General features: G+C 68.0%; 18 protein-coding genes. 4 read left to right on the top strand and 14 right to left on the bottom strand.

Annotation, left to right across the window (positions count from 1 at the left end; translation table 11 throughout):
* Positions 1-11: 11 nt before the first annotated feature.
* The 5 genes from AC5Y7E_RS20265 to AC5Y7E_RS20245 form a co-directional block, all read right to left on the bottom strand.
* Positions 12-1,454, bottom strand: a complete 1,443-nt coding sequence (locus tag AC5Y7E_RS20265; protein WP_499950613.1) for an adenylate/guanylate cyclase domain-containing protein — start codon at positions 1,452-1,454, stop codon at positions 12-14.
* Between the two features lie 144 nt (positions 1,455-1,598).
* A complete protein-coding gene (locus AC5Y7E_RS20260; RefSeq protein WP_499918346.1) occupies positions 1,599-2,474 on the bottom strand; it encodes a polysaccharide deacetylase family protein in 876 nt (291 codons plus the stop codon).
* Positions 2,475-2,531: 57 nt separating this feature from the next.
* Entirely contained in the window at positions 2,532-3,833 is a 1,302-nt protein-coding gene (gene phoH2 / locus AC5Y7E_RS20255) for an RNA 5'-3' helicase PhoH2 (protein ID WP_499918347.1), read from the bottom strand.
* A gap of 246 nt (positions 3,834-4,079) precedes the next feature.
* Positions 4,080-4,907: an acyl-ACP desaturase gene (locus AC5Y7E_RS20250; protein WP_499950533.1), complete on the bottom strand. Its 828-nt coding sequence runs from the start codon at positions 4,905-4,907 to the stop codon at positions 4,080-4,082.
* Between the two features lie 131 nt (positions 4,908-5,038).
* Positions 5,039-6,508: a glycine hydroxymethyltransferase gene (locus tag AC5Y7E_RS20245; protein WP_499950532.1), complete on the bottom strand. Its 1,470-nt coding sequence runs from the start codon at positions 6,506-6,508 to the stop codon at positions 5,039-5,041.
* Positions 6,509-6,623: 115 nt separating this feature from the next.
* On the opposite strand from AC5Y7E_RS20245, the gene coaA reads away from it, so the two are divergent.
* Positions 6,624-7,562 carry a type I pantothenate kinase gene (coaA, locus tag AC5Y7E_RS20240; RefSeq protein WP_499918351.1) on the top strand — a complete coding sequence of 313 codons (939 nt, stop codon included), beginning with the start codon at positions 6,624-6,626 and terminating at the stop codon, positions 7,560-7,562.
* Positions 7,563-7,588: 26 nt separating this feature from the next.
* Here the strand turns inward: coaA and AC5Y7E_RS20235 are convergent, their stop codons facing one another.
* The 3 genes from AC5Y7E_RS20235 to AC5Y7E_RS20225 all read right to left on the bottom strand — a co-directional run bounded on the left by AC5Y7E_RS20235 (position 7,589) and on the right by AC5Y7E_RS20225 (position 10,448).
* Positions 7,589-8,011: a hypothetical protein gene (locus tag AC5Y7E_RS20235; RefSeq protein WP_499950531.1), complete on the bottom strand. Its 423-nt coding sequence runs from the start codon at positions 8,009-8,011 to the stop codon at positions 7,589-7,591.
* 229 nt (positions 8,012-8,240) lie between these two features.
* Positions 8,241-9,620, bottom strand: coding sequence for a hypothetical protein (locus tag AC5Y7E_RS20230; RefSeq protein WP_499950530.1), 1,380 nt, complete (start codon positions 9,618-9,620; stop codon positions 8,241-8,243).
* A 39-nt stretch (positions 9,621-9,659) separates the two neighbouring features.
* Positions 9,660-10,448: a (2Z,6E)-farnesyl diphosphate synthase gene (locus tag AC5Y7E_RS20225; protein ID WP_499918995.1), complete on the bottom strand. Its 789-nt coding sequence runs from the start codon at positions 10,446-10,448 to the stop codon at positions 9,660-9,662.
* Between the two features lie 175 nt (positions 10,449-10,623).
* Here AC5Y7E_RS20225 and trhA point away from each other — a divergent pair, with 175 nt between their 5' ends.
* Positions 10,624-11,397 carry a PAQR family membrane homeostasis protein TrhA gene (trhA, locus tag AC5Y7E_RS20220; RefSeq protein WP_499918354.1) on the top strand — a complete coding sequence of 258 codons (774 nt, stop codon included), beginning with the start codon at positions 10,624-10,626 and terminating at the stop codon, positions 11,395-11,397.
* Between the two features lie 19 nt (positions 11,398-11,416).
* Here the strand turns inward: trhA and AC5Y7E_RS20215 are convergent, their stop codons facing one another.
* The 4 genes from AC5Y7E_RS20215 to mca all read right to left on the bottom strand — a co-directional run bounded on the left by AC5Y7E_RS20215 (position 11,417) and on the right by mca (position 15,042).
* Positions 11,417-11,800, bottom strand: a complete 384-nt coding sequence (locus AC5Y7E_RS20215; protein WP_499950529.1) for a nuclear transport factor 2 family protein — start codon at positions 11,798-11,800, stop codon at positions 11,417-11,419.
* Between the two features lie 77 nt (positions 11,801-11,877).
* The gene (locus tag AC5Y7E_RS20210) at positions 11,878-13,893 is read right to left on the bottom strand and encodes a thioredoxin domain-containing protein (protein ID WP_499950528.1); all 2,016 of its coding nucleotides are present in this window, start codon (positions 13,891-13,893) and stop codon (positions 11,878-11,880) included.
* Positions 13,880-14,173 (bottom strand): hypothetical protein, encoded by a 294-nt coding sequence (locus AC5Y7E_RS20205; protein ID WP_499918357.1) that lies wholly within the window; start codon positions 14,171-14,173, stop codon positions 13,880-13,882. Before AC5Y7E_RS20205 ends, AC5Y7E_RS20210 begins: the two co-directional genes overlap by 14 nt.
* Complete coding sequence (mca, locus tag AC5Y7E_RS20200) at positions 14,170-15,042, bottom strand: mycothiol conjugate amidase Mca (protein ID WP_499918359.1); 873 nt, start codon at positions 15,040-15,042, stop codon at positions 14,170-14,172. The genes AC5Y7E_RS20205 and mca overlap by 4 nt, the downstream gene beginning before the upstream one ends.
* A gap of 113 nt (positions 15,043-15,155) precedes the next feature.
* Between mca and AC5Y7E_RS20195 the strand changes: the two genes are divergently transcribed.
* Together AC5Y7E_RS20195 and greA are read left to right on the top strand one after the other, a co-directional pair.
* Positions 15,156-15,590 (top strand): DUF4307 domain-containing protein, encoded by a 435-nt coding sequence (locus tag AC5Y7E_RS20195; RefSeq protein WP_499950527.1) that lies wholly within the window; start codon positions 15,156-15,158, stop codon positions 15,588-15,590.
* Between the two features lie 220 nt (positions 15,591-15,810).
* Entirely contained in the window at positions 15,811-16,305 is a 495-nt protein-coding gene (gene greA, locus AC5Y7E_RS20190; protein WP_067348672.1) for a transcription elongation factor GreA, read from the top strand.
* 31 nt (positions 16,306-16,336) lie between these two features.
* Here greA and AC5Y7E_RS20185 read toward each other — a convergent pair whose 3' ends face one another.
* Positions 16,337-17,503: a cystathionine gamma-synthase gene (locus tag AC5Y7E_RS20185; protein ID WP_499950526.1), complete on the bottom strand. Its 1,167-nt coding sequence runs from the start codon at positions 17,501-17,503 to the stop codon at positions 16,337-16,339.
* A gap of 11 nt (positions 17,504-17,514) precedes the next feature.
* A complete protein-coding gene (locus AC5Y7E_RS20180; protein WP_499950525.1) occupies positions 17,515-18,249 on the bottom strand; it encodes an RDD family protein in 735 nt (244 codons plus the stop codon).
* Positions 18,250-18,306: the final 57 nt, after the last annotated feature.

Genomic DNA, 18,306 nt, shown 5'->3' with positions numbered 1-18,306 from the left:
AGGTCGGCCGGCTAGCCCGCCGAGCCCGTCGGCGCCGAGACGTGGGTGGCCTCGGATCGTCCGCGCAGTACCGTGGAATAGCACTCGGCCCACTGCGCGCGCTCGGCCTCGCCTGCGGCTTCGACGGCGCCCGCCGAGCACAGGATCCGCCGGTCGGAGGTTTTGGCGAGGTCGGCCAGTCGCGCGGCTTCGTTGACGGCGTCACCGATCACGGTGTATTCGTACCGGTTTTCGGCGCCGACGTTTCCGGCGAACACCCGCCCCGCCGAGACGCCGATGCCGAAATCGACCGGCAGCCGTCGCAATTGGGAGCCCAGCGCACGGGCGGTCGCCAGGGCCGACGAGGCCGGCTCGTCGGCCGGCAGCGGCACCCCGAAGACGGCCAGCGCGGCATCGCCGGCGAACTTGTTGACCAGCCCGTGATGTTCGTCGACGGCGTTCACGACGATGCGAAAGAAGTCGTTGAGCACCTCCGCGACCTCTTGCGGGGGGCGGCTTTCCGCGAGCCTGGTGGATTCCACCAGGTCGATGAAAAGCACGGCCGCCTCGACCACGTCGCCCGACAGGGATGCGCCCTCGTTGAGGGCGCGCTGCGCGACGTCGGCCCCGACATGACGCCCGAACAGGTCGCGTATCCGGTCCCGCTCAGCGAGCCCCGCCACCATCCGGTTGAATCCCGTTTGTAATCGCCCGATCTGGGAGCGTTCGTAGGCGCCGACATAGGTGTCCATGCGGCCGTGCTCGACCTCGGCCATCGCGTCGACGACCTCGCCCACCGGATCCGAGATCGACCGCGACGTCAAGATCATGGTGGGCAGTCCCAGCACCAGCGCCGCCAGCGACACCACCAGAATCGGCACGTCCAGCGACGCCGACTTCTCGATCAGCCACCCGTACGAGCGCAGAACGACCATCGTCGCAATGACCGCGATGGGAAATGCGCTGCACAGAAACCACAGCAGGACCAGGCGGGCATACACGCTCGGCACCGCGAGCCGCGGCTCGGCGCCCAACGTGGCGGCGCGCATGATGGGTCGCAGGGTGCGCTGCGCGATCAGCATCCCGGTGCCGGCCGCGGCCGATCCGCCGAGCAGCACGCCGAGCACGATCGGCAGCAGAAGCTGCGGTCTGTCAGTGAGATTCAACAGGATGAAGATCCCGCCGGTCAGCGCCCAGGACGTCACCAGGATCGCCGACTGGCGCCCGGCCAGCTTCATCACGGCTTCGCGTTGCTGCGGGGTGGGGTCGTCGCCCGCGACGAACCAGCGCACTGTGGGAGCCAGGCTGATGGCGCCGGCCACCGCGACACTGACGATGCCCAGCACGACGAGCAACACCACCGGCACCGTGTTCTGCCGCGCGAAGTCGGCGTTGGCGCCGACGGAAGTGTGGCCCCGCAGCGGAATCAAGATGGCGGCCGCTTCGACGACGGCCAGGACGTAGGACAGGCTCAGGTCGAACCCGTACTGGATCAACCACCGCCGAACAGACTTTCGTTGCCCCGTGGCACGTTGCCGCGCCTGGCCACGCCATGACGGCGGGAGCCGATCCCGAAGCCAGCCCACGGTGATCATGTAGAGGTAGGTTCGAAATCCGTGCTAGGCACCGTTGTTCGGCCCTCCGGAGTTCTGCCCCGGGATGTCGGTGATCGGGAAGTTGGGCATCGGTTTCGGCGAGGGGGTGTTGGGCAGCGTGGGGATGTCGCCGGGCGGGATGTCGTGCAATGCGTTGACGGGCGGACCGTTCTCCCGGCCGCCGTAACTGCTGCCAGGGGCGCGTGGCCCCAGCAGGTCGCTGACCGTCACCAGCCGGTAGCCGTTGGCCTTGAGCACCGGAATGAACTGGTACACCAAGTCGACGGTGCTCGAGTACGTGTTATGGAACAACACCACCGAGCCCGGCTTGAGGTAAGTCATCAACATGTAGCGTGTCGCGGCCGTGTTCGAGTCGTTCGCCCAATCGAAAGGGATGACATCCCAGAGGATTTCGGCCAGCCCGAACTGGCCGGCGGTCTGTCGGACCACCGGATCGGACAGCCCCCCGGCGGGGCGATACAGGTTCGGGGTGCGCCCGGTCGCGGCGGTGATCGCGTCGTTGGCCTTGGCGAACTGGGCGGCGATGTCTTCGCGTGGGATCGTGGTCATGTTGGGGTGTTCCCAGGTGTGGCTGCCGATTTCCATCCCCGCGTCGGCAATGCGCTTGGCACCCGCGGGGTTGGCGGCCACCTTGTTGCCGATCAGGAAGAAGGTGGCCTTGGCGTCGTTCTGCTTCAGGATCTGCAGCAGTCGCTCATCGAACGGCCCCGGCCCGTCGTCGAAGGTCAACGCGACGCACTTGACGACCGAGCAGCTCAGATCGTCGGCGCGCGTCACGTGGCCCGTCAGCCCGCCGATCACCAGCACCGCGACGGCAGCCGCCACACCGACAACCGTGCGCCAGTAGCGCCAGGCTTGGGTGTCGGGTCGTTTCGCCACCGCAGAAGTTTATCGAAGACGCCGTTACCCGGGTTCAAGCGCGCTGGTCAGGCACCCTCACTGCGGGCCGGCGATCTCCTCGAGCATCTCGGTGACCAGGGCCGCGATCGGCGATCGCTCGCTGCGCAGCAGGGTGATGTGGGCGAACAGCGGGTGGCCCTTGAGCTTCTCGATCACGGCCGCGACGCCGTCGTGGCGGCCCACGCGCAGGTTGTCGCGCTGCGCGATGTCGTGGGTCAGCACCACCCGCGATCCGGTGCCCAGCCTGGACAGCACGGTCAGCAGGACGTTGCGCTCCAGCGACTGCGCCTCGTCGACGATGACGAACGAGTCGTGCAGCGACCGGCCCCGGATGTGGGTCAGCGGAAGCACTTCGAGCATGCCGCGGGACAGCACTTCCTCCAGCACCGCCGGGCTGGCCAGGCCCTCGAGGGTGTCGAAGACGGCCTGCGCCCACGGGCCCATCTTCTCGCTCTCGCTGCCGGGCAGATATCCCAGCTCCTGGCCGCCGACGGCGTAGAGCGGGCGGAAGACGACCACCTTGCGTTGGGTGCGCCGCTCCAGCACCGCCTCCAAACCGGCGCACAACGCGAGCGCCGACTTCCCGGTGCCCGCCTTGCCGCCCAGCGACACGATGCCCACCGATTCGTCGAGCAGCAGGTCGAGCGCCACTCGCTGTTCGGCGGACCGTCCGCGCAGCCCGAACGCCTCGCGGTCGCCGCGCACCAGCTGGACGCGTTTGTCCGCGTTCACCCGGCCCAGCGCATGAGAGCTGCCGCCGAGCAGCCGAACACCGGTGTGGCAGGGCAGGTCTCGCGCTTCCACCAGATCGATCTCGCCGTCGGTGAACAGGGCGTCGATGTCTTCGGTGGCGGTCTCGATCTCGCGCATCCCCGACCATCCGGACGCGACCACGTCCTGCGCGTGGTATTCGTCGGCGGCCAGCCCCACCGCGGCGGCCTTGACCCGGAGCGGAATGTCCTTGCTGACCAACGTAACTCGTTTGCCTTCGGCCGCGAGGTTGGCGGCGCAACTCAGGATCCGGGAGTCGTTGCTGTCGTTGCGGAAGCCGCTGGGCAGCACCGTCGGGTCCGTGTGGTTGAGCTCGACGTGCAACGAACCACCCTGCGCCCCAACGGGAATGGGCTGATCCAGCCGTCCGTGCACCAGCCGAAGGTCGTCGAACAGCCGCAGCGCCTGGCGGGCGAACCAGCCCAGCTCGTGGTGGTGGCGTTTGGCCTCCAGCTCGCTGATCACCACCAACGGAACAACCACCTCGTGTTCGGCGAACCGGCTGCACGCCCAGGGGTCGGACAGCAGCACGGAAGTGTCGATCACGTAGGTCCGGATATCGGTCACGTAGCGCTCCTCGAGCGGGATGAGCCCGCGCGGACCCGCACAGGCATGTCGACGGGAACCGCAGCACCAGGACCGGGGCCGGTCCTTCCGTTGTGGTGACGGGAGGTGCCGCCCTGGCAGCAGAGCATGACGCTGACCATCGAGAACGACGCTACTCCGGTGGCCGCGTGCCCGCTGTGCAGGCGCGCCGACGTGGCGAGCCGCGACCACCTTCATCCGGTGGCCGGTATCGAGAGAGGCGCGCGTTCAGCCGACGACGAAGTGCCGCAGTTGGGGGTCGTCCGCGACCCCCCATGCGGTGATGCGGTCGGAGATCGCCTGGCGCAGTTGCTCAGGACCGAAAACGCCTGCCTTTTCGACGTTCTGCACCTTGTCCCGGTACGCGTCGATGTCGGCGCCGGGCACCTGCAGGTCGGCCGCGCGGGCGGCGATCGCCGCTATCGTCTCGTCGCGCGTGTACTCGAGGCAGTGCGCGACGAGGTTCGAGAAGAAGACTTCGTGGCGCCGCTCGTCGCGGGCGATCCGGTCGATGAGGCCGGCCAGGATGGGCTCCTCGAGTTGCGCGGCCAGGTTCTCGCAGAACACCGCGTGGGTGCGTTCGACGAACGCCATGTGCACCAGGGTTTCCACCTGCGAGTAGGTGTCGGCGCGGTAGCCCTTCATGACGTACTGGACGCGGGCCTCTTCGTTGGCGGTCGGATCGACCTCTCGGGTCACCACCAGATACTCACGCAGCGCGATCGCGTGCAGGTGCTCCTCGGCGGTCCACCGGCCCAGCCAGCGGCCCCAGTAGTCCTCCAGGATGAAGTGCTCTACCAGCTCGCGGTGGTGCGCGGCGAGGTTGTCCTTGAGCAGGAGCAGGATCTCGCACGCGTCGGTCAACGGCCTCGGCAGCGTCATCGACGACGGATCCCAGTCGCGTCCACCCAGGAAGGCGAAGTTCTCGCCCCGGTCGAAGGGCACGTAGTCGTGCGCGAACCAGATTTCTTCGGTGGACAGGTGGCGGTCGATGTTCGCTTCGACGACCGGCTCGAGTTCCAGGGTCAGCGCGTTAGCGACAGGTCTTTCGGCCATGAGATAACTGTAACCCGCGTACACAGGTTCATGAAATCGACCGGGCCGTGTCGCGCCAACTGGTGACTTTCGTCCCCGAGCGCGCCGTCCGGCCGGGCTCCACTCCCAGAGGCCCCTCGTACGGCGGAAACCTACAGCGCGAGGCCGGGGTAGAGCGGGTTGGCGTCCAACAGTTCGGCCGCGGCCGCGCTGACCCGTTCGACGGTGCCATCGGCCAGCGAGTACTTGGCCTTGGAGGTGCCTTCCGGCTTCGTGTTGGACAGAACGTCGACCATCAGCTCGGCCACCCGGTCGAAGTCGGCCGGACCGAAGCCGCGGGTGGTGAGCGCCGGGCTGCCGAGCCGGATGCCGCTGGTGTACCAGGCGCCGTTGGGGTCGGCGGGGATGGCGTTGCGGTTGGTGACGACGCCGGCGTCCAACAGGGCCGACTCGGCCTGGCGCCCGGTCAAGCCGAACGATGTGACGTCGAGCAGTACGAGGTGGTTGTCGGTGCCCCCAGTGACCAGCTGAGCATCGCGCTTGAGGAAGCCGTCGGCCAGGGCCTGGGCGTTGTCCGCAACCCGCTGCGCGTAGGCCTGGAACGCGGGCTGCCTCGCCTCGGCGAGCGCGACGGCCTTGGCCGCCATCACGTGTGACAGTGGCCCGCCGAGCACCATCGGGCAGCCCTTGTCGACCGCGTCGGCGTATTCGGGTTGGCACAGGATGAGGCCGCCGCGCGGACCGCGCAGCGACTTGTGCGTCGTCGTGGTCGTGACGTGGGCGTGCGGCACCGGATCCTCGTCGCCTGTGAACACCTTGCCCGCCACCAGCCCGGCGAAATGCGCCATGTCCACCATCAGGGTGGCACCGACCTCGTCGGCGATCTCACGCATCGTCGCGAAGTTGACCCGGCGCGGGTAGGCGGAGTAGCCGGCCACGATCACGAGCGGCTTGAACTCGCGCGCGGCGGCCGCGACGGCGCCGTAGTCGATGAACCCGGTGTCGGGGTCGGTGCCGTAACTGCGCTGGTGGAACATCTTGCCGGAGATGTTGGGCCGGAAGCCGTGGGTCAGGTGGCCGCCGGCGTCCAGCGACATGCCTAACAGGCGCTGGTTGCCCAACTTGTTGCGCAGCTTCTCCCAGTCCGCCTCGGACAAGTCGTTGACGTGCTTGACGCCGGCGTCGGCCAGGCCCGGCGCCTCGACCCGGGTAGCCAAGATCGCCCAGTACGCAACGAGGTTGGCGTCGATGCCCGAGTGCGGCTGCACGTAGGCGTGCGGCGACCCGAACAGCTCACGAGCGTGCTCGGCGGCGACGCTTTCCACGGTGTCAACGTTCTGGCATCCGGCGTAGAACCGATGTCCGACGGTGCCCTCGGCGTACTTGTCTGACAGCCAGGTCCCCATGGTCAGCAGGACCGCAGGCGACGCGTAGTTCTCGCTGGCGATCAGCTTGAGCGAATCACGTTGGTCGGCGAGCTCTTTGCGCGTCGCCGCGGCGATGCGTGGTTCGACGGACTCGACCACCTGCAGTGCTGCTCGGTAGGCAGCGGTCGCGGTGTCGGCGTAGTCGGCGCCCGGTGACGCGGTCGAGATGGCGGTGCGGGTCAAGTCGGCTGACATGAGAACGAGACTAGTCGGCCGACTAACCCCACAGTGAGGGCGCTCGCGCTATCCAGCGCTGACTTTTCGCCAGCCCAGCCGTTCGGCATTTCATCGCTCCTGTAACACTTGCACTATGCCGCGGCTTAGCGAGCCGAGCCCATATGTGGAGTTCGACCGAAAGCAATGGCGCGCGCTTCGTATGTCGACGCCGCTGGCCCTCACCGAGGAAGAACTGGTCGGCCTGCGGGGCCTGGGTGAGCAGATCGACTTGCTCGAAGTCGAAGAGGTCTACCTGCCGCTGGCCCGGCTCATTCACCTGCAGGTCGCCGCGCGGCAGCGACTGTTCGCCGCCACCGCCGAATTCCTCGGCGAACCCCAGCAAGCCCCGGACCGGCCGGTGCCGTTCATCATCGGGGTGGCCGGCAGCGTGGCGGTCGGCAAGTCGACGACCGCCCGTGTGTTGCAGGCGCTCCTGGCGCGCTGGGACCATCACCCCCGGGTGGACCTGGTCACCACCGACGGCTTCCTGTACCCGAATGCCGAGCTGGATCGCCGAAACCTGATGCACCGCAAGGGGTTTCCGGAGAGCTACAACCGCCGGGCGTTGATGCGGTTCGTGACGTCGGTCAAATCCGGATCGGACTACGCCTGCGCGCCGGTCTATTCGCACCTCAAATACGACATCATCCCCGGGGCCAAGCACGTGGTCCGCCACCCCGACATCCTGATCCTGGAGGGCCTCAACGTTCTGCAGACCGGTCCGACCCTGATGGTGTCGGACCTGTTCGACTTCGGCGTTTACGTCGACGCCCGAATCGAAGACATCGAGCAGTGGTACGTATCGCGATTCCTGGCCATGCGCAGCACCGCCTTCGCGGATCCCGAATCGCACTTCCACCACTACTCGGCGTTGAACGACACCAAGGCGGTGGCCGCCGCGCGCGAGATCTGGCGCTCGATCAACCGCCCCAACCTGGTCGAGAACATCCTGCCCACCCGGCCACGCGCCACCCTGGTGCTGCGCAAAGACGCCGACCACTCCATCAACCGGCTGCGGTTGCGCAAGCTCTGACGCCCCGCACCCGGCCGGGCGGCAGATCACGCCTCGAGGCGACGCACTCCCAGGTATTGCAGTCCCGCGAACGCAGCGGTGTATGCGCCGGTGGCCAACGTCAACGCGACGCCCGTCAGGGTCAGCGGCAGCGCTTCCGCGGCCACGATCGAGGCCAGCGTGAACACCACATTGACCACCATGACGCTGATACCGACGCGGCGCAGTTCCGGTAGCGCGCCGAGGCTGAACACCAGCAGGCCGGCGAGCACGAAAACGACGCCCACGCAGTATTCCTGGAAGGACGTCAGGCCGGTCAGCGACGAAATCGGGTCGGCGAGAAAGGCGATGGCCAAGCCGAACATGCCCGTCAGGGTTGCGTCGGCACGCACGGCAAAACGCAACAGCGAGTCCGTCGAGTCGTAGAGGGGCCGGGTCGGGATTGTTGATACGCCGGTAATAGAGCTCATCTGCTTACTCCTCGCGATGGCGGGTTGGGTCGAACAGCTTTGAGGGTGCCGCCAGTGCACTGCCATATCGACTCGTGGCGCTGCCAACTAGTGCCACGGATACAACGACGAGGGGGTTCACCCGACTTATTCCCATCGGCGGGTAAATATTTGACACGCGCCAACCAATGGGCCTCAGCGGCCCCAGGAGCCACAGATGTGCTCTGCCAAAGGCGACCGCGGTGGACTGCTACCCGTTCGAGTCGCTGGGAACCGGGATCCGCCCGCGAAGATCGGCGGCGATCAAGCGGGCCGCGGCGTTCTGCCAGTTGTGCAGCGAACGCTGCGGCACCTCGGTGACGAACCAGTGCCAGGCTTGGCGCGCGGTCGGATCCAGCCCCGAGGCGGTGGCGTTCTGCGCGTAGGCACGCACCCCGACGACGTAGGGGAAGTACAGCGAGTTGTAGTAGCGCCACTCTTCGCTGGTCCCGAAGTCGCCGCCGTCGCGCGGTTTGAGCCGCGCTATGCCGTCGGCCAGCACGGCCTTGAGTTCGTTGGCCCGCTCGATCGGTTGGTCGGGGGCTCCCCGGGCCGCCAGCCGCTCGTCGATCAGCGGTAATGCGGTCAGCGGGCTGGCGACCAGCTTGGTGAGGTCACCGTAATGGCCCAGCGCCCGCCGGGTGAGTCTGGCGAAGGTGACGTCGTCGACGTCGGCGAGCGGGTGCTCCTGACGCAGGGGCAGTGCCGCACCGGTATGCCGCAGCGCGGCCCGATCCGCCCGCAGCGCAGGCGATTTCGAGAATGCGAGCCGGTCGAGCAGGCCGGCCAGCGGATCCGCGAGCACCTGCACGGTGATCGCGATCGCGAGGCTGGTGAACAGCAGCACCGTGAGCGCGGTCTGCGCACCGGGATCGTTGCCGGTCACCGCCAACCCGATCAGCGCCTGACCGCCGAACAGCACCGCCACCGCCACCGAACCGGAGAACGAGCGGAGCATGTCGGCGCGCAGCGCGTGACCCTCGTCGAACGCGTCCCACAGGGCGACGGCGACTCCGAGCCCCAGGACATCGCAACTCGTGGACGCCAGCGCGACCCAGCTGGGCACCAGGCCCAGCGGAATGATCAGGATCGCGTTGCTCAGCGCGAAGAACAGGGTGGCCGTGATGGCCAGTCCCACCGCGGGCCTGGGGCGCCGCGGCCGGCGCAATACGGCAGCCATCGCGCCGAGCGTCGACAGCGAGATCACCGCGAACATCAGCCAGTGGCCCGGCCGCAGCGGCCCGTCGACGCCGCCGGCCAGCGTCGCCCCGAACAGGGTCAGCGCGGCAACCGCGGCCACGAGCAGCACCTCGCGGGTGCGGCCCCGGGACACGTCGCTGGGCCGGCACAACTCGACGAGCACCGCGAACCACGCCACGCCGGGGACGGTCGCCAGGTAGATCTCGGCTCTGCTCAACGCCGGAGCGTACGCGGGACTGGCGATCCGGACCGCGTCCAGCCCCACCACGAGCGCGAACCCACACAGTCCGATCGCGGTGAGCGCGAGGACGGGCTTGCGCGGATCGCGGGCCGCCAGATAGAGGCCCAGCCAGGCGCTCAGCGTGAACACCACCGCCGACAGCGCAGCCATGCACTCAGTGTGGCACGCGGGCGCTTGAGACCTTCGGGGTTACTTGCCGTGCCGGCGATCCCGCCGGCTGTAGTCGCGCAGCGCGCGCAGGAAGTCGACGCGGCGGAACGCGGGCCAATGCGTTTCGCAGAACCACATCTCCGAATACGCGCTCTGCCACAGCAGAAACCCGGACAACCGTTGCTCGCCCGACGTGCGGATCACCAGGTCGGGGTCGGGCTGGCCGGACGTGTAGAGGTTCTCGGAGATGGCGTCGACGGTCACGGCGTCGACGAGCTCCTCGGCGGTGGCGCCGTTGGCGAGTTCCTTGTTGAGCAACGCGCGCACCGCGCCGACGATCTCCTGCCGGCCGCCGTAGCCGACCGCCACGTTGACATGAAAGGACGCGACGCTGGGCGTGGACTCGACGGCCCCGCGCAAGCGGCGGGCCGGCTCGTCGCCGAGCAGTTCCAAGTCCCCCACCGTGCGCACGCTCCAGCGGTTGGCCGGTGCGCAGATCTCCTCCACGACATCGGTGATGATCTCGATCAGCCCGGCCAACTCGTCGGGATCGCGTTGCAGGTTTTCCGTGGACAGCAGGTACACCGTCGTCATTTCGACGCCGGCTTCCTGACACCAGCGCAGCATCTCGGCGATCTTGGACGCACCCATCCGGTAGCCGTAGCTGACGTCTACGTATCCCGCGTCGCGGGCCCATCGCCGGTTCCCGTCGCACAGCACGGCGATATGCCGCGGCAGCTGTGACTTCGAGGCGGCCAGGCCCTGCCGCAGCCGCAACTCGTAGACGCGATACAGCGGCTCTTTGAGGCGCGGTGGGATAATTTCCACGAACATCCACCCTACTGCCAGCGGTGATCAATTCACCGGTCTCATTTCGGCTCGGTGCCTGAGAAACCTGAGAAGTCGAGACTGCGCCGTAACCATCCCTCGCTACTGTGGATTCTGAGCAGCCTTGGGCGACTTCCGCCGGTATCCATCGTTGCGAGAACAAGACACAGGAGACATGAGCAGCCAGACCAGCACCGTCCCCAACCCGGAGCCCGAATCCGACTCGATCGTTCCGGGGAACACCGTCGAGCAGTTCGCCGAGGGTGCCGCCCAGGTCTTGGGCAAGCCCCGGATGCGCGGCTGGATCCACTTCGTCTCCGCGTGGCTGGCCATCATCACCGGCGCCACGCTGGTGTCGGTGTCGTGGGCGGCCTCCTCGCCCCGCGCCGGCCACTCGACGCTGGTCTACGCAGCGGCGACGGTGGCGATGTTCGCGGTCAGCGCGACCTATCACCGGGTGCAGTGGAAGTCGGACGTCGCGCGCAGCCGGATGAAGCGGCTGGACCATTCGATGATCTTCGTCTTCATCGCCGGTAGCTACACCCCGTTCGCGCGGCTGGTCATGCCGCAGGACACCGGGGTGCTGGTGCAGTGCATCGTGTGGGGCGGCGCGGCCGCCGGCATCGCGTTGAAGATGTGCTGGCCGACGGCGCCGCGCTGGGTCGGCGTGCCGCTGTATCTGCTGCTGGGGTGGGTGGCCGTCTGGTTCGCGCCCACGATCCTGCACCAGGCCGGCGTGGCCGCGATGGTGCTGCTGGCCGTGGGCGGCGTGTTCTACAGCGTGGGCGGCATCTTCTACGGGCTGCGCTGGCCCGACCCGTGGCCGAAGACGTTCGGCTATCACGAGTTCTTCCACGCCTTCACCGCGATTGCGGCGATTCTGCACTACATCGCCATGTGGTTCGCCGTCTTCTACACGGGCGACCACGCCTGGCTATTGGGCGGCTAGGGCTGCCTCATCACCCCGATCAGGCGGGGGTGACGTCGTCGTCCGGCGACCAGTAGGCCTTCATCGAGGCGATCTTGCCCCGGCTGTCGAAGACCATGACGTCGATCGGCTCGATCACCATGCGGTGCTCGCCCGCGGTCACGGTCAGCCGGAATTGGAAGGCCGCCTCGTTGCCTGCGACGCGCAGCGTCACCAGTTCGCACTCGCGCTGCAACTCGTTGATCGCGGAGTAGAAGCCGTGGATCGCCTGCCGGCCGATGTGCACCTCGCCGCCGACCGGATCTTCGACGGTGGCGTCGTCGGCGTACAACTCGACCAAGTCGTCGGCGCTGCCCTTGGCGACCAGTTCGATGTAGCGGTTGACCGTGTTCCTGATCGCTTCGGTCTTGGCGGCATTCGGCATGGGACGCAGGGTAACCCCGCGCTAGTGGCGATCGCCAGCGCGGGGTAGCCGGGCGTGGCGGGTCGCCGCCATCGGCTTCAGTGACCCGCAACACCCAGGGCGGCGGCCAATTCGGTTGCACCGGTCACCGGCAGGTCGCAGACCTGGCCGCGGCACACGTAGGCGGCGTCGGCGCCGCCCACACGGGGCCGACCGGCCAGCAGCGGCGACGAATCCACCTCCCCGCCCATGACGATCGCCCCGCCCGGCGCCAGCCGTCGCGCGTCGGCCAGCAGCGTCGAAGCCGACGGGTCGCAGGCAACCGCGATCTGCAGCGGTCCGCGCACCGCCGCTTCCGCGACGGCCAGCCAATGCCCGGCCGACCGCGGCGCGCGTTCCAGCAGCACCGAGTGCGCACCCAGCGATTCGGTGGCCGCGCGCAGGTACCGCTCGGCACGGTCACCGTCGACCAGGTGCGCGGCGGTCAGCAGCGCCTCGGTGATCGACGACGCCCCCGACGGGGTCGCGCCGTCCAGCGGGTCGGCCGGCCGGAGCACCAACCGCTCGGCGTCGTCGGCGGTGTCGAACCAGCGGCCGGGTTGTGCATGATCGGCGAAGTGCGCCAGCGCGGTGTCCAGCAGATCGGTTGCCGTCGTCAGCCAGATCGCCTCGGCTGTCAGCTGATACAGCGCAAGGAGCCCGGTGGCAAGCATCGCGTAGTCCTCGAGGATCGCAACGCTCTCGCCGACCACGCCGCCCAGGCTGGCGCGCCGCAACCGGCCGTCGACCACATGCAGGTCCAGCAGCGCACGCGCGCAACGCCGCGCGGCTGCGGCCAGTTCGGGCTCGCCCAGCGCCACGCCGGCTTCGGCCAGCGCGGTGATCGCCAGCCCGTTCCAGGACGAGACGACCTTGTCGTCGCGTCCGGGCTGCGTTCGGGTGCGCCGGGCGGCCAGCAGCGCGGACCGCACCCGGTGCAACCGCTGCGAATCATCGGCATCGGCGCGGGCCTGCAGCACCGAGGTGCCGTGCTCGAACGTGCCGCTCTGGGTGACGGCGAAAATGCTTGCCGCCCAAGGCCCGTCGTCGGGTCCGAGCACCTCGTTCAGCTGCGCCGGTGTCCACACATAGGTCGAACCCTCGCGGCCGTCGGCGTCGGCGTCCAGCGACGAGGTGAACATGGCACCGTCGGCCAGATCGTCGAGCAGGAATCGGGCGGTCTGGGCGGTGATCCGGCGCGCCAGCGGGTCATCGGTGCGCCGCGCCCAGTGCGCGTACGCGCGCAGCAGCAGGGCGTTGTCGTAGAGCATCTTCTCGAAATGCGGTACCACCCAGGCATTGTCGACGCTGTATCGGGCGAAGCCGCCGGCGAGTTGGTCGTAGATGCCGCCCCGTGCCATCGCGTTGCCGGTGTGCGATACCGCCGCAAGGGCCGCCGGCGAACCGGTGCGCTCGAAGTGGCGCAGCAACGCCTCGAGCAACGCCGACGGCGGGAATTTGGGCGCGCCGCCGAACCCGCCGTGCACCGCATCGCGCTCCTGCAGCAGCGTGGCGACGGCGTGGTCGCACAGCTCCGGCGCCACCGAAGGACCGGCGCCGGGCAGACCGGACGCCATCTGGCGTAGCTCGCCGGCGATATGGTCCGAGGCCTCCTCCACCTCGCCACGACGCTCCCGCCACGTCGCGGATACCGCCGAAAGGAGTTGCAGGAACCCATCTTTCGGATAGTAGGTGCCACAGAAGAAGGGGCGGCCGTCCGGAGTGAGGAAACAGGTCATCGGCCAGCCGCCATGCCCGGTGAGGGCGACGGTGGCGTTCATGTAGACCGCGTCGATGTCCGGGCGTTCCTCACGGTCGACCTTGATGCAGACAAACCCCGCGTTCATCGCGGCGGCCACTTCGTCGTCTTCGAATGATTCGTGGGCCATGACATGGCACCAGTGGCAGGCGGCGTAGCCGACGGACAGCAGGATAGGCACGTCACGGGCGGCGGCATCGGCCAGCGCCTCGGGGGTCCACTGGTGCCAATGCACCGGATTGTCGGCGTGCTGGCGCAGATACGGGCTCGTCGCCAGGCCAAGGGTATTCGTCGAAGCGGAGTCAGCCGGGCTCATCGCCGGGCCCCGGGGCTCGCGGCGAGCCGTCCGCCTCATCCCGGTCGACCGCGTCGGTGCCCTCGTCGGCGGCCTGGTCCGGTTCGGGGTGCTTGGGATCAAACGTGTCCGGCACCTTCTTCAACTGCCGGTTCATCGAACGCAGCAGGAACAGCGTGCTGATCAACAGCAGCACGACGATCAGCAGCCCGATCGGGCTGGCCTTGCCGAAATCGGGGCCGGTGTGGTGCGGCTGGCCGTCGGCTTGCCAGCCGAGGGCGGCGAGAAACAGGTGATTCACTCGTCGCTCTCGATTCCGGCGAACAGGTCATCCTCGGGTAGGCGGACCGGAACCCGCGACCGCGCCAACTCGAATTCCTCAGTGGGCCAGAGCCGTTGCTGCCACTCGATGGGAGCGGCGAAGAAGTCGTGGTCCGGGTCGATCTGCGTGGTGTGCGCCCGCAGCGCGTCGTCGCGTTGGCTGAAGTACGCCGAGCACTCGACGCGCGTGGTCACCCGGGACGCGAACGGGTCGTGCTTGGCGTCCCAGTGCTCGAGCCACTTCTTGAACGGGGGTTCATGTCCGTGCTTGATGGCTTCGTCGTGCAGCAACTGCATCCGGGCGCGCAGGAAGCCGTGGTTGTAGTAGAGCTTGGACACCGTCCACGGCTCGCCGGCGTCGGCGAAGCGCCGATAATCGCCGGCCGCCTCGAAAGCGCCGACCGAAACCTGATGGCAGCGAATGTGATCGGGGTGGGGATAGCCGCCGTTTTCGTCGTACGTGGTCATCACGTGCGGACGGAACTCGCGGACCACCCGGACCAGCGCCTCCACCGACTCCTCCAGCGGCACCAGCGCGAAACAGCCCTCGGGCAGCGGCGGCGGGGGGTCGCCCTGGGGTAGGCCGGAGTCGACGAAACCCAGCCAGGTGTGCTCCACGCCGAGTATCTCGGCGGCCTTGGCCATCTCGTCGCGGCGAATTTCGGCGATGTGTCCGTGCACCTCGGGCAGGTCCATCGCCGGGTTGAGGATGTCGCCACGCTCACCGCCGGTCAGCGTCACCACCAGCACTCGATGGCCCTCGTCGGCGTAGCGGGCCAGCGTGGCCGCGCCCTTGCTGGACTCGTCGTCGGGGTGGGCGTGCACCGCCATTAACCGCAATTCGCTCACGTGCCCCCTTGTCTCACCTGCTGGTCGCCCGGTCTGACCCTATAATTCCAGTTTCGAGTTCGTTGCATGCTGTCGGCCGGTGCCGGGCAGCCGACAACCAGGCATAACCAGCTATGACCGAAACTCCTGCCTCGCGTCCGGAGACCCGCTACGGGCGCTCCCGGCTGTCTCGTATCCCCCGGCGGTGGGTGATCCTCACGCTGAGCGTGCTGGTAGTCGTGGCGGGGCTCGTCGTTGCCCTCATCGGTTATCACCGGTTCGGCACCAGCGACGTCAAGGGGACGATGGCCGGCTATCGGGTGATCGACGACCAGACGGCGTCGATAACGATCAGCGTGACGCGATCGGATCCGTCGCGGCCGGTGGACTGCATCGTGCGGGTGCGATCTCAGGACGGCAGCGAGACGGGCCGGCGAGAGCTGCTGGTCCCGCCGTCGGACGCGGCCACCGTGCAGGTGACCACGACGGTGAAATCCTTCGAACCGCCGGTGGTGGCCGACATCTATGGCTGCGGCACCGATGTGCCCGCCTACCTGCGCCCGGCGTGACCTTCTAATCCGCGACCGAACTGCGAATATCGGGTCATCAAGTGTTTGCGCGGTGGTAACATGGATTAATACACGGTTCCGGTTGGGACCGTGTTGCTGCATTAGCGGCCGTGAGCAAAACGGAGCGGCAGCACACGGGGCGGGACGCACACGTCGGGAGCGGCGGAGCTAACAGGACTCAACGCGAACTCGCGGAACAACATACGAGGAGCACGACGAGATGACGGACACTTCCGTGACCTGGCTTACCCAGGAGTCACACGACCGACTCAAGGCCGAGCTCGATCACTTGATTGCGAATCGTCCGGTCATTGCCGCGGAGATCAACGACCGCCGCGAGGAAGGCGACCTGCGCGAGAACGGTGGCTACCACGCCGCCCGCGAAGAGCAGGGCCAGCAGGAGGCGCGCATCCGCCAGCTGCAGGACCTGCTGAACAACGCGAAGGTCGGCGAGGCACCCAAGCAGTCCGGCGTCGCGCTGCCGGGCTCGGTGGTGAAGGTCTGCTACAACGGCGACGAGTCCGACACGGAGACCTTTTTGATCGCCACCCGCCAGGAGGGCGTCAACGACGGCAAGCTCGAGGTGTACTCCCCGAACTCCCCGCTGGGCGGCGCTCTCATCGACGCCAAGGTGGGCGAGACCCGCAGCTACACCGTGCCAAACGGCAACACGGTGAAGGTGAAGCTGCTCAGCGCGGAGCCCTACCACTCCTGATCCGATGGCGGCGGGCCGCCCGCGCCCGCCATTAGCTCAGCGCCCGATCGAGATCGGCCAGCAGGTCGGCGATGTCCTCGATGCCGACCGACAGGCGCACCAGATCGTCGGGCACTTCCAATTGCGACCCGGCCGTCGAGGCATGCGTCATGGCGCTGGGATGCTCGATCAGCGATTCGACCCCGCCCAGCGATTCCGCCAGGATGAACACCGTTGTCTTGGCGCACAACTCGCGGGCGGCGTCGCGGCCGCCGCGCATGCGCACCGACACCATGCCGCCGAAACCGCGCATCTGCCGTGCGGCGACCTCATGTCCGGGGTGTGATGGCAGACCTGGGTAGAGCACGGTGCTCACCGCGGGGTGGCCGGCGAGGAATTCCGCTACGGCCGAAGCGTTTTCGCTGTGCCGCTGCATGCGCAGCACCAGCGTCTTGAGGCCGCGCATCGTCAGGTAGGCGTCGAACGGGCCGGGCACCGCGCCGGCCCCGTTCTGCAGGAAGGCGAACGCCTCGTCCAGCTCCTGGTCGTTGGTGGCCAGCGCACCGCCCACGACGTCGGAGTGCCCGCCGATGTATTTGGTGGTGGAGTGCAGCACGATGTCGGCGCCCAGCGTCAACGGCTGCTGCAGAGCGGGTGAGGCAAAAGTGTTGTCCACCAACACCTTTGCCGAATTCTGCCGGCCCAGTTCGGCCAGGGCCTCGATGTCGGCGATGGACAGCAGCGGGTTGGTGGGGGTTTCCGCCCAGATCAGCCGGGTCCGCGGCGTGATCGCGGCGGCGACGGCGTCCAACTCATGGAGCGCCACCGGGGTGTATTCGACGTTCCACTTAGTGAAGACCTTGTCGATCAATCGAAAGGTGCCGCCATAGGCGTCGTTCGGGATCACCACGTGGTCCCCGGGCCGCAGCACCGCGCGCAGCGCGCAGTCGGTGGCGGCCATGCCCGAACCGAAGGCTCGCCCGTAGGCGCCGTCTTCGACGGCGGCCAGCGCCGCTTCCAGTGCGGCCCGCGTCGGGTTGCCGGTGCGCGCGTACTCGAACCCGCCGCGCAGGGAGCCGACACCGTCCTGGGCGAACGTGCTGCTGGCGTAGATCGGTGCGTTCACCGCGCCGGTTGCCGGGTCCGGCCGATAGCCGGAGTGAATGGCTTTGGTGGCCAGCCCGGTGAACTCGGCATGGCGGTTCGGGTCGTCGCTCATCGACGATCAGCCTAGGTGACAGCGGGCCTCTCGGCGCCGTCGATCGGCAGGCACACCGTCGTCATGATCTTGTCCGCCAGCGTTTGACGCTTCGAATCCCACAGCGGGAAAAGGAAACCGATGAAGCAGATGACGGCGTCGACGAAGTGCGCCAGCGAGCGCACCACCGACATTCCGAAGCCGATGGGCCGGCCGGTGACTTCGCTGACCACGTGGAACTTGAGCACCGATTTGCCGACGCTCGAGCCGGTGGTGCCCTGACGGTAGCCGAAATTCCAGATCAGATAGAACAGCCCGATCATCGACGCCAGCCACTGCGCCACCATGCCGGCGGTCGAGTTCTGCGTGGCGCAGTACTGGTTGACGGCGTACTGCGTGACGTCGGTGATGCAGGCGGTCTGTTGGGTGGCGACCAGGATCGCGGTGCCGATGCCGTGCACGACGACGTACGGGAGGATGTCGATGATGAATGCCAGCGCCCGGGTGAGCCAGGGCGTGTAATCCTGCGTCGGCAGCGTGCGGATCGCCGGTCCGGGTGGTGGCGGCGCGTATCCCCCCGCCGAGGGTGGGGGCGGCGGGTAGGACCCGCCGGGCGGCGGCGGGGGCGGCGGGTAGGACCCACCGGCGGCGGACTGCGGAGGCGGCGCGGTCTCCTGCCCGCCCGAGGGCGGCTGCTGACCACCCGAGGGGCCGGACGACGAGGGAGGTGACGGGTAAGCGCCGCCGGGCGGCGGTTGATCGGTCATGGGCAACCTTCCACTCGCGTCCAGCCGAACTAGGCCGAAACAGTACCCGAGCGCGTC

The sequence above is a fragment of the Mycobacterium sp. NGS17 genome, from assembly GCF_059813205.1.
The sequence above is the reverse complement of the archived record's forward strand: the minus strand, read 5'-3'. Positions and strand labels throughout refer to the sequence as shown.